The sequence below is a fragment of the Stenotrophomonas sepilia genome (assembly GCF_003244875.1).
Taxonomy (GTDB): domain Bacteria; phylum Pseudomonadota; class Gammaproteobacteria; order Xanthomonadales; family Xanthomonadaceae; genus Stenotrophomonas; species Stenotrophomonas sepilia.
Genome location: NZ_LXXZ01000054.1, coordinates 112,324 through 123,040 on the forward strand (window position 1 = coordinate 112,324; position 10,717 = coordinate 123,040).

The following is a 10,717-nucleotide window of genomic DNA, read 5'->3' on the forward strand; positions in this document are numbered from 1 at the left end:
GCGGATGGAGACCCGCCATCCCGGGTTAAGGCGACGTACTGCGTGATGCGTGATACGTACTGCTGGAACCCGTTACTGCAGCCGCTCCAGCGCACTGCGGACCCACGCCGCGGCGCCTTCCAGGCTCTGGAACTCTTCCACCGCGCGCACTTCGCAGCACGGATAGGACGGCGCGACCATGCGCGCCAGTGCGTTGCCCGGGCCCAGCTGCAGGAACACCCGCGCGCCGCGCTCGAAGGCCTGGCGCATCACCTGCGCCCATTCGATGCTCTGCGCCAGCTGCGCCGACAGCGTGTGCACCACCGTGGCACGATCACGCACAGGCCGCGCATCGATGCCGGCCAGCAGCGGCAGGCGTGGGGCTTGCAGCGGCGAGGCATCGAGTGCGGCAGCGAACGGTGCGACCGCCGCCGCCAGCAACGGCGTGTGGGCAGGCACGTGCACCGCCAGCGGACGGATGCCGGCACCCTGCGCCCGTGCGGCACCGGCCAGCCGCTGCAATGCGGCGTGCGTGCCGCCCACGATGAAATGGTCCTGCCCATTGGCGATGGCCACGTACGCACCGTGCAGATCGCACAGTGGCTGCAGTACATGGCGCTCCAGGCCAAGTACCGCCTGCAGGCCTGCATCGGCGGGGCTGGCGCCGTCCATCAACTGCGCGCGCTGCGCCGCCAGGGCAAGGCAGGTGGCCGCATCGAAGCTGCCGGCGATGGCATGCGCAGCCAACTCGCCGATGCTGTAGCCGGCGGCCAGCGTCGGCGTTGGCACGTTGTCGCGCAGCCCCTGCCACTGAGCCAGAGTGGCCGCGCACAGCAGCGGTTGCGCCTGCGGATTGTCGAAACGGTCGTCGGCCACCGCGGCGGAAAACACATCGCGGCCGAGCACCGTGCTGGCCCGATCAAGGGTGTGGCGCGCGGCCGGAAGATCGCGCACGCGGTCGAACATCGCTGCGTGCTGCGCGCCTTGGCCGGGGCAGAGCAGGGCCAGGCTCATGCGCGCTCCTGCAGCAGCAGGAACCCGCTGCAGGCCAACAGGTCTGCGCTGCCGCCTGGGCTCAGCCGGCGCGCGACGAAGCCATCACCGATGCGACGCAGATGTGTCCGCCAGTCCGGCGCGAAGGTGCCGCCCGCGTCCAGGAAGGTGCGGGCCTGCCGCTGGGCCCAGCGCAGGCCGTCGGTGCCGCCACGGTGCAGCAGGTTGAGGTCATCCACGCACGCGATCAGCTGCATCAGGGTCTGGCACATCGCGGCCTCGCGTGGCAGGCCGCTGGCCAGCGCGTGACGCATGGTAGGCAATGCCACGCTGCGCAGCAGCGGATAGCCGGCGGCCGCTTGTTCGCGCACACCCTGCACGCCGTGCCGTGCGCGCGCGCGCTGGCCAGGGCTGTTCGCATCCAGAGGTGCGTCGGCGAGCTCGGCAGACCAGCGGCGCACTTCCTGGCAGACCTGCTCACCCGTGGCGGCATGGTCCAGGCGGGAGCGACAGGCCGCGGCGGCCGCCACCAGCAGGCCGAGACTGAAGACCGCGCCACGATGGGTATTGACGCCGGCGGTTGCGCGCAGCATCGCGATTTCGGCTGCGATGCCACATCGGCGCAAGGCGTCGAAGTCCGCCCCGGCTGCACCGAGGCAGGCCACGGCGGTGAAATAGTGGCGCAGCGCGAACAGGCTGCGCAGGAATGTGCCGGCGTCCATGTCGTGATGGCTGCCGCTGTCGAATGGCGTGACCAGTCCGGGCTTGGGCGCCAGCGCCAGCTCCGCATGCAGGCTGGCGACGGCGAGGCGCCCCAGGCGCGCGCTGTCCACGGCAGCTGCCGGCCTGACTGCCGATTGCACGACGGCGGTCATGCGCTCACCCCGGCGGAGGCGAACATCGCATCGCGTAGTTCCAGTGCGGCACCATCGAGGCGCTTGACCAGTACCTCGCGGCTGCGTCCGGCGTACTCCCGCCAGTTCACGGCGGCGTCGCCGCCCAGGCACAGCTCGCCATCGACCCGCCGGTCGTGTTCGGCTTCCCATGCCTGTAGCCGTGCAGCCAGGGCATCGGCCTGCGCGGTGGTGTCGATCGGCCACAGCAGATCGACGTCCGAGCGCGCGTGCACATAGCGCAGGCCAGTAAGGTGCTGCCACGCGAAGGCACCGAATACGCGCGCCTCAGCGATGTTCTGCAGCACTTCAAGGGGCCGCCGCCAGTCCTGCGGAACGTCGCCTTTCAGCACCGCCTGGAGTGCCGGCGGCGGTGTGGTGCGCAGCACATCGTGTGCTGGCACGCGCAGGGCCAGGCGCAGTTTGCCCTCGGCGGGCGGCAGCGGCACGCCGAGACGCAGGCGTGGATCGGCATCGTCGGCGGCACGCCGCGCGACGATGGCCGGCCGGCCCTGTGCAAACCAGTCGGCCAAGCGCGACTCATGCGCGGCGATGTCCGCCTGCCAGCCGGCGTGCGCTGACAGCCAGACCAGCGTATGTCGGGGCAGCCGCTCAGGCATCGCCCTGGCTCACGGCTTCAGCCACGCGTGCGGCAAGCATGCGCCCGCCACGTTCGGCTCCGCGCACTGCGCGGCGGTCGCCATGGGCGGGCGTGCGCAGGGCCTGCAGAAGGTGCTGGGCAAGATTGCCCTCCCACAACGATTCCACCGCACCCATCGCCACGTAGTTCTCCACGCCCGGTGCGAACACCGGTGAGGTCTGGCTCAGCGCCTGCAGTTTATCCAGCGGCTGCTTGGTCACCCGGGCCATCGCGCGCAGGTCCATCACCCGCACCTGCGCATCCGGCAGGGCATGGATGTGGTCGGCCATCAGCCCGAACGAGAGGAAGCCACCACTGACGGATTCACCGTAGACCAGCGTGACCAGTCGGGCGCCACGTCGACGCGCGAGATCCAGCGTCTGCGCCAGGTGCGCGAAACAGCCGTTGATGCCGAGCAGTTCGTCGCGGCGTGCCAGGCGCTGGCCGGCGGTGTCGACCAGCATCACGATCGGTTGCTGCGGATGCGCGGCGGTGCTGGCCAGCACCGTTTCGGCCAGTGCCAGTGCGTGGTCCACGCCCACCTCGAGCTTGTTGGCGGTGCCGATCACAGTCACATCGCCGTTGTCGGTGGTGGCGCTGCCGGTCAGCACCGAATCGCTCACCGCAATGGCATGCCCATGCGGAAACAGGGCATCGAGCAGTGTCTGCAACGGCATGCTCATGGCAGGCTCCGGTCGCCGGTGGCGGTGAGGAATTCATCGGTGTCGAGCAGTGGCAGGCGTTCGGGGTGGGCAATGCCCAGCCGCGCCCAGATCTCCAGGCCATCGCGGCAATCGCCCCAGGCCCGCACGCGCGCCTTCAAGGCCGCATGGCGTTCCTGCAATGCGGCCAGTGCAGCATCCGGGTCAGTGCCGCCCGCATCGGGGTGCAGCGCGTCGCGCGCGGCCAGCGCGAATGCTTCAAGGGCATCGGGCACCAGCACCTGCGCCTGGTCGATCAGGTACCGGTGCTTGCCACCGGTCACACGCCAGACCAGCGCGCGATCGCGTGAGTCGAACTCTTCCACGCCGCGAACGGTTTCGATCACCTCCGGTCCGGACAGCGACATCCGGCCTTCCTCGGACATGATGACCGTGGTGCAGCAGCGGGCAACGATGCCCATGCCACCGAAGGCGCCGTTGCCGCTGCCGATCAGCGCGATCACCGGCACGCCCGCTGCACGCGCGTCCAGGGTGGCGCGCATGATCTCGGAGATCGCAATCAGGCCCGCATTGGCTTCGTGCAGCCGCACGCCGCCGGTATCGAGCAGCAGCAGCACGCCGTCAGGGCGGGTGTGCGCTGCACGGCGCAGCAGCCCGGTCAGCTTGGCGCCATGCACTTCGCCCACGCCGCCGCCCATGAATTCACCCTGTTGTGCGGCCAGCAGCACGTGTTTGCCCTGCAGCCTGGCCTCGCCGACGACGATGCCATCGTCGAACGCGGCCGGCTGGTCGAGCTGGGCCAGGTGCGGACTCATCATCCGTCGCGCCGGGCCGAGGAACTCGTGGAACGAGCCAGCGTCGACCAGCCCGGCGATGCGCTCGCGCGCATCGGCTTCGTAATAGCTGTGGCGCTGTACGTGGTTCATGGCGCGCCTCCGGCCAGCAGGGTTTCCACAGCCTGGTCCAGGCGCAGGCTGACCACGGCCGGGGTCGCACCGGCGTCGTTGATCGAGACGCGCACATCGCGCAGCGGATGACGCTGTGCGAAGTCGTTGATCACCGCCTGCCAGATGCTGCCGAAGCCCTGCGCGGCGGTGATGACGCGCACCGTCATCGCGCCCTGCTGCGCCGCCGGTTCCAGCAGGATTTCCAGGTTGCCCGACGCCAGCACGCCCACCAGCACCGCATCGCGCGCGAACGGCACGTCGGTGCGGCCTTCGAATCGATAGTCGAGGGTTTCCATGCTCAGCCCCTTACCAGTTGCGGAAGCGCTTGGGCGGGTCGTACAGACCGCCGGACCAGCGCACCAGGTCCTTCACCGAACGCGCCGCCAGCAGGTCACGGCTGGCATCGCGCACGGAGATGCCGAGGTCACCGGGACGGCGGATCACGCCGCGGTCGCGCAGGTTCTCCACCATCGCGCGGTCGCGCCCGATGCCCACGGCGGTATAGCCGGCCACGCCACGGATCGCCTGTTCGCGCTCCTCGGGGGTGCGGCACAGCAGCAGGTTGGCGATGCCTTCCTCGGTCAGCACATGGCTGACGTCGTCGCCGTAGATCATCACCGGCGGCAGCGGCATGTTCGCGCGTTCGGCCAGTTCCCAGGCGTCGAGGCGGTCAACGAATGCCGGGGCCATGTGCTCGCGGAAGGTTTCCACCATCTGCACCACCAGTTTGCGCCCGCGTGGCATCTCGCCCGGGCGTGCGGCCTGCTGGCCGGCCTTGATCCAGGCCTCGCTGGCATGGCGGCGGCCGCGCGCGTCCGAGCCCATGTTCGGTGCGCCGCCGAAGCCGGCGATGCGGTCGCGGGTGGCAGTGGAACTGTTGCCCTGCAGGTCGATCTGCAGGGTGGAACCGATGAACATGTCGCAGGCATACAGGCCTGCGGTCTGCGAGAACGCGCGGTTGGAACGCATCGAGCCGTCGGCGCCGGTGAAAAACACATCGCCCCGCGCGGCAATGTATTTCTCCATGCCCAGTTCCGAACCGAACGAATGCACCGATCTGACGAAGCCCGATTCGATCGCCGGAATCAGTGCCGGGTGTGGGTTCAACGCCCAGTGCTGGCAGATCTTTCCCTTCAGACCGAGCGATTCGGCGTAGGTGGGGAGCAGCAGTTCGATGGCGGCCGTATCGAAGCCGATGCCGTGATTCAAACGATTCACGCCGTACTCGGCGTAGATGCCCTTGATGGCCATCATTGCCATCAGTACCTGGATTTCGGAGATCTGCGCAGGGTCGCGGGTGAACAGCGGCTCGATATGGTTCGGCTTCGGCGCCTGCACCACGAAGTTGACCCAGTCCGCAGGAACATCGACGCGGGGGAGGCTGTCAACGATCTCGTTGACCTGGGCGATGACGATGCCGCCACCGAAGGCGGTGGCTTCGACGATCACCGGAGTGTCTTCCGTATTCGGCCCGGTATAGAGATTGCCGTGGCGGTCGGCGGCCTGCGCGGCGACCAGCGCTACGCGCGGCGTAAGGTCGATGAAGTAGCGGCCGAACAGTTCCAGGTAGGTGTGGATGGCACCGATCTGGATGCGCCCTTCGGCCACCAGGTTGGCCAGTCGCACCGATTGCGGGCCGGAGAACGAGAAATCCAGTTTCGAGGCGATGCCACGCTCGAATACGTCCAGGTGCGAGGGCAGTGAGAGGACCGACTGCACCATGTGCAGGTCATGCACGCGGGCGGGGTCGAGGTCGGCCAGCGCCTGGGCGAGGAAATCGGCCTGCTTCTGGTTGTTGCCCTCCAGGCAGACCTTGTCGCCTGGCTCCAGCACTGCGTGCAGCAACTCGCCGACGTCGCTGCTGGCGACCTCGCGTCCCCGGGCCCACGGCGCGGCACGTTCCAGGCGGGCCTGGCGACTGCGTTCCAACGTATCCCAGCTCGGGTTCATTGACCGGCTTCCGACGGGTGTTGAAATAATTACGGCATAATTACGAAGTGGGTACAACCTGCAGTGCAGCAAAAAGAAGGGCCCGCGCGGAGGCGGGCCCATTCAGGGTGTGGGGTGTGGGGTGTGCCGACCAAAGGTCGGCACCCACCGGTTCGCAGGTGGCTCAGAACTTCCAGCGCAGGCTGGCCGATACGAAGCGCGGCTCGCCGTAGTTGTTGTAGTCCAGGTTGGCCCAGTAAGTCTTGTCCAGCGCGTTGCGCACGCTCAGCGTTGCAGTCCAGCTGTCGCTGATGCGGTAGTTGGCATTGAATTGCACCAGCATGTACGCCGGCTGGTTCACGGTCACCGTGCCGCCCAGCGGGTAGGCGATGTTGTAGCCCTGCACCTTGCTCTGCCACTGCAGGCCACCGCCGATGCTCAGGCGTTCCAGCGCACCGCGCAGCTGCAGTTGCGTGTTGAGCTGCAGCAGGTCCTTGGGCGGGTTGGCGTACAGCAGGTCGGTGGCGGCGCGGGTGACCTTGACGTGGGTGTAGCCGGCATTGACCGTCCAGCCCGGCAGGATTTCGCCGTTGATATCCATCTCCCAGCCACGCGCCTTGGTACCGTTGACGCCGATGTAGGCCGAGCTGCCGTCGCTGAGCGAACCCTCCGGCACGCCCATGTCACGCACCGCGTAGTTGTCCTGCTTGGCCTCGAACACAGCGGCATTTGCGGTCAGGCGGCCATCGAACCACTGCGTCTTGATGCCCGCTTCCAGGTTCGAGCCCTGCACCGGCGCCAGCAGGTTCTCGTTGCGGTCCTTGTAGTTCTGCGGATTGAAGATCTCGGTGTAGCTGGCATAGGCCGACACGTTCGGGGTGATCTCGTAGACCAGGCCCACGTACGGAGTGACTTCATCACTCACCTTGTACGCACCGCTGGTGCCGGTATAGGCGCCGGCGGCGTTGTAGGAGCGGGTGAGGGTTTCCCACCGGCTCAGGCGTGCACCGGCGATCAGCGACAGCGGATCGGCCAGGTGCAGGCGGGTGGCCAGATAGACGCCACTCTGCGTGGTCTTGGCCACGCGGCGCGCGCCGGTGCGGCGGTAGGTCACCTCGGAGATATCGCCGTTCCAGCTGTAGACGTTGGGGATGTAGTAGCAGCGCTCGCGTGCACCCGTGGCGCTGACACACGTTGCCCAGTCGCTCGGGAAGTTCAGCGCCACGGTGTTCGTGGTCCCTTCCAGATCCGACCACTGGGCACCGACCGTGAGGTCGTGGTCGCGGCCGAACAGCGGGAAGCTGCCGGTCAGGTAAGCATCGACATTGCGGCGGGTGTCTTTCGAATCACCGGCGGCCGCACGCAGGAAGATGCCCGAGCCGGTCACCGGGTCCGGGTTGCCGGTGCCGTACAGGCGCACGTTCTGCACGTTGCCGCGGGTGTAGGCGGTGTTGATCTTCAGCAGCCAGTTGTCGCCGAAGCGCTGTTCCAGGTTGGCGAAGGCGGTGTTGCTCTCGCGCTTCCAGTAGCTCCACTTCGGCGACAGGTTGGTCGAGCGCGGCAGATGGGCGAAATTGCCCTGGCTGTCGAAGAACGGCACGGTGCCCCAGGTCGAACCGGTCGGGTTGTTGTCCTGGGTCTGGTAGCCGAGGGTGAGGGTGGTGCTGTCGGTGACATCGCCTTCCAGCACCGCCATGCCGGCCATCTTGTTCTCGTCGTAACGGTCGTAATACAGGCCACGATCGGTGTAGGCGGCGACCACGCGGCTGCGGAAACGGCCGTCATCGGTCAGCGGCGCGGTGACATCGGCTTCCATGCGGCGGTAGTCCCAGCTGCCGGCGCTGACCGCGAACGACGCGTCGAATTCCTTGCCGGGGCGCTTGCGCAGCAGGTTGACCGTGGCCGACGGCACGCCGGCGCCGCTGAGCAGGCCGTTGGCACCGCGGATCACTTCGATGCGGTCGTAGAAGGCGGTGTCGTATTCCTGGTTGGTGGAGCCGCTGTAGGTGGGAATGCCGTCGACCTGGAAGTCGGTGATGGCGAAGCCACGCGCGTAGTACAGCGGGCGCTGCGTGTCATAGAAGGACACGCTGACGCCGGTCACGTTGCGCATCACATCGTTGATGCTGAACAGTGATTCGTCCTGCAGGCGCTGCAGGCTGATCGCGGTGGCCGACTGCGGGGTTTCCTGCAGGGTGATCGGCAGGCGCGTGGTACTGGCCGGCGGAGCGGACCGCTCGGCCCGGACGCTGACCCGGTCCAGGGTCTTGGCATCGGCGGCGGCATCGGTGGCGGCGAACGCGGCGGGCGTGACCAGCAGGGTCAGCGACGAAAGCAGGGCAGCCGGCAGCAGCGCGCGGCGGGGCAGGCGGTTACGGACAGGCAGGGGCATGGTGGGCTCGAGGCTTGGAAACGGGGAAGGGCGGCAACAGTCGTCCAGCACCCGGGGCGGCGGCTTCGGGCACGGTCAGGTCCTTCTGGAGAGGCGCGATCACTGCGCAGGACGCAAATGTAAATAATTCTTAACAAGATTACAATTCGCGTCATTGCGTAGAGGCTTTCCGGCATCCAGCAGGCTTCCTGTTGAGCCGAGCCCATGCTCGGCTGTTGGCAGCCGCGAAGAGCAGCCGAGCGCAGGCTCGGCTCTACAGGCGGTGGCCCGCCCAGACGAGAACGGCCACCCGAAGGTGGCCGTCCGTCTGCATCGAAGGAACGCGCGGGCTTACAGCGCCTGCAGTTCCTCATTGGCATTGCGCTTTTCCTTCGCCGGAGCCGGAGCCGCAGCGGCCGGAGCCGGCACCGCCGCGTTCGCATCCACCGGCACCTCCAGGTACGGCAGGTGCAGGGTCTGGCTGGTCAGCGTACGGATCTCGTTCACCAGCGCCGGGCTGTCGTTGAGCTTGCGCCCATACGACGGCACGATCTCGCGCAGGCGGGTTTCCCAACCGGCCTTCATCTGGTCCGGGAAGGCCTTGGCCATCAGGTCCAGCATGATCGGCGGCGAGGTCGACGCGCCCGGCGACGCGCCGAGCAGTGCGGCGATGGTGTGGTCCTTGTCGGTCACGATCTCGGTACCGAACTGCAGCACCGGGCCCTTCAGCGGATCGCGCTTGATGATCTGCACGCGCTGGCCGGCGGTGACCAGCTTCCAGTCACCCGGCTTGGCATTGGGGAAGTACTTGACCAGTTCGGCCTGGCGGTCGGCATCGTTCAGGCGCGCCTGGCCCATCAGGTACTGCACCAGGTCCAGGTTGTCCTTGCCCACTTCCAGCATCGGGCCAACGTTGTTGTGGGTCACCGAGGAATACAGGTCCCACCACGAGCCGTGCTTGAGGAACTTGGTGCTGTACAGCGCAAACGGCCCGAACAGGACCACCGGTTTGCCGTCCAGCTTGCGCGCATCCAGGTGCGGCACCGACATCGGCGGCGAACCGGTCTCGGCCATGCCGTAGGCTTTCACGCCATGGCGCGAGGTCACGTCCTGGCCCTGGAAGGCGAGGAACTGGCCACCGACCGGGAAGCCGGCATAGTCCTTCGACTCCGGAATGCCGGACATCTGCAGCAGCTTCAGCGCGGCGCCGCCGGCACCGATGAACACGAAGCGGGTGTGGGTGGTGGTTTCGGTGCCAGCCTTGAGATCCTTCACCGTGACGTTCCAGCTCTTGTCGGCGTTCTGTCGCAGCGCGGTCACTTCATGGTTCAGGTGCAGGCTGAAGTTCGGGCTGCGCTGCAGGCCGGCGGTCAGCTGGCGGGTGATCACACCGAAGTTGACGTCGGTACCGAGCGGCATCCAGGTCGCCGCCACCTTCTGCTTCGGGTCGCGGCCTTCCATCAGCAGCGGCGCCCACTGCTTGATCTGTGCCGGATCTTCCGAGTACTGCATGCCGTAGAACAGCGGGTTCTTCACCAGCGCCTGCTGGCGCTTGTGCAGGTAGGCGATGTTGTCATCGCCCCAGACGAAGCTCATGTGCGGCGTCGGGTTGATGAAGTCGCTGGGCTGGCTCAGCCGGCCTTCCTTCACCTGGTGCGACCAGAACTGGCGCGAGACCTCGAACGATTCGGCGATGCCGACCGCGCGCTTGGTCTCGATGCTGCCATCGGGCAGTTCCGGGGTGTAGTTCAGTTCGGCGAACGCCGAATGGCCGGTGCCGGCGTTGTTCCAGCCGTCGGAGCTTTCACCGGCGACGCCGTCGAGGCGTTCGTAGACCTGGATGTTCCAGTCCGGCTGCAGTTCCTGCAGGTAGGTGGCCAGGGTAATGCTCATGATGCCGGCGCCGACCAGCACCACATCGACGGGCTTGTCGTTGCTGGCGGCGGGCACCGAGCGCTGGGTCAGCGGCCAGTACAGGAACAGCGCGGCGGCCAGCAACAGCAGCACGAGCAGGGCGAGAAGAGCCTTGCCAAATTTCTTCATGGGGGCGGGATCGTTGGCGGAGGGGAAGGGGTCAGGATGCGCGTGGGGCAGGGAAAGGGCGTGAAGAAACAACGCCTTGCCGCATCCAGGTGCGATTCTAACCGGATCCGGTCCGTTTTTGATGCAACGCAGCATCCGGTCGGCGGTCCTCTACCATAGCGCCAGGCCATGCCCGGCGACGCGGCCGTCCCTGCGGATGCCGATGCCGCCCGGCCGCGGGGCGTCGAAGGCGTTTCCCGGGAGTGCAGGCAGCCGGGTCA

General features: G+C 67.4%; 9 protein-coding genes. All 9 read right to left on the minus strand.

The features are described 5' to 3' along the window. Positions 1 to 72: 72 nt before the first annotated feature. Positions 73 to 993 (minus strand): malonate decarboxylase subunit epsilon, encoded by a 921-nt coding sequence (gene mdcH, locus A7X97_RS10660; RefSeq protein ID WP_111007905.1) that lies wholly within the window; start codon positions 991 to 993, stop codon positions 73 to 75. Continuing rightward, positions 990 to 1,847 (minus strand): triphosphoribosyl-dephospho-CoA synthase MdcB, encoded by an 858-nt coding sequence (gene mdcB / locus A7X97_RS10665; RefSeq protein ID WP_088496418.1) that lies wholly within the window; start codon positions 1,845 to 1,847, stop codon positions 990 to 992. Before mdcB ends, mdcH begins: the two co-directional genes overlap by 4 nt. Then, entirely contained in the window at positions 1,844 to 2,485 is a 642-nt protein-coding gene (mdcG, locus tag A7X97_RS10670; RefSeq protein WP_072168678.1) for a malonate decarboxylase holo-[acyl-carrier-protein] synthase, read from the minus strand. Before mdcG ends, mdcB begins: the two co-directional genes overlap by 4 nt. Continuing rightward, positions 2,478 to 3,182 (minus strand): biotin-independent malonate decarboxylase subunit gamma, encoded by a 705-nt coding sequence (gene mdcE, locus A7X97_RS10675; protein WP_065178163.1) that lies wholly within the window; start codon positions 3,180 to 3,182, stop codon positions 2,478 to 2,480. The genes mdcG and mdcE overlap by 8 nt, the downstream gene beginning before the upstream one ends. Before the next feature lie 2 nt (positions 3,183 to 3,184). Then, positions 3,185 to 4,093, minus strand: a complete 909-nt coding sequence (locus A7X97_RS10680) for a biotin-independent malonate decarboxylase subunit beta (protein ID WP_088496417.1) — start codon at positions 4,091 to 4,093, stop codon at positions 3,185 to 3,187. Continuing rightward, positions 4,090 to 4,410, minus strand: a complete 321-nt coding sequence (gene mdcC, locus A7X97_RS10685) for a malonate decarboxylase acyl carrier protein (protein ID WP_065178127.1) — start codon at positions 4,408 to 4,410, stop codon at positions 4,090 to 4,092. Before mdcC ends, A7X97_RS10680 begins: the two co-directional genes overlap by 4 nt. Positions 4,411 to 4,420: 10 nt before the next feature. Continuing rightward, positions 4,421 to 6,064, minus strand: a complete 1,644-nt coding sequence (gene mdcA, locus A7X97_RS10690; protein ID WP_065185999.1) for a malonate decarboxylase subunit alpha — start codon at positions 6,062 to 6,064, stop codon at positions 4,421 to 4,423. Positions 6,065 to 6,227: 163 nt separating this feature from the next. After that, positions 6,228 to 8,435, minus strand: coding sequence for a TonB-dependent siderophore receptor (locus tag A7X97_RS10695; protein ID WP_088496415.1), 2,208 nt, complete (start codon positions 8,433 to 8,435; stop codon positions 6,228 to 6,230). 330 nt (positions 8,436 to 8,765) lie between these two features. Then, positions 8,766 to 10,457, minus strand: coding sequence for a malate dehydrogenase (quinone) (gene mqo, locus A7X97_RS10700; protein WP_072168682.1), 1,692 nt, complete (start codon positions 10,455 to 10,457; stop codon positions 8,766 to 8,768). Positions 10,458 to 10,717 lie beyond the last annotated feature (260 nt).

What these genes read in the sequence shown, in the direction of transcription:
- mdcC (WP_065178127.1), bottom strand. Translation starts at nt 4,410, where the DNA reads ATGGAAACCCTCGACTATCGATTCGAAGGCCGCACCGACGTGCCGTTC.
- mdcA (WP_065185999.1), bottom strand. Translation starts at nt 6,064, where the DNA reads ATGAACCCGAGCTGGGATACGTTGGAACGCAGTCGCCAGGCCCGCCTG.
- mdcH (WP_111007905.1), bottom strand. Translation starts at nt 993, where the DNA reads ATGAGCCTGGCCCTGCTCTGCCCCGGCCAAGGCGCGCAGCACGCAGCG.
- mdcG (WP_072168678.1), bottom strand. Translation starts at nt 2,485, where the DNA reads ATGCCTGAGCGGCTGCCCCGACATACGCTGGTCTGGCTGTCAGCGCAC.
- mqo (WP_072168682.1), bottom strand. Translation starts at nt 10,457, where the DNA reads ATGAAGAAATTTGGCAAGGCTCTTCTCGCCCTGCTCGTGCTGCTGTTG.
- A7X97_RS10680 (WP_088496417.1), bottom strand. Translation starts at nt 4,093, where the DNA reads ATGAACCACGTACAGCGCCACAGCTATTACGAAGCCGATGCGCGCGAG.
- A7X97_RS10695 (WP_088496415.1), bottom strand. Translation starts at nt 8,435, where the DNA reads ATGCCCCTGCCTGTCCGTAACCGCCTGCCCCGCCGCGCGCTGCTGCCG.
- mdcE (WP_065178163.1), bottom strand. Translation starts at nt 3,182, where the DNA reads ATGCCGTTGCAGACACTGCTCGATGCCCTGTTTCCGCATGGGCATGCC.
- mdcB (WP_088496418.1), bottom strand. Translation starts at nt 1,847, where the DNA reads ATGACCGCCGTCGTGCAATCGGCAGTCAGGCCGGCAGCTGCCGTGGAC.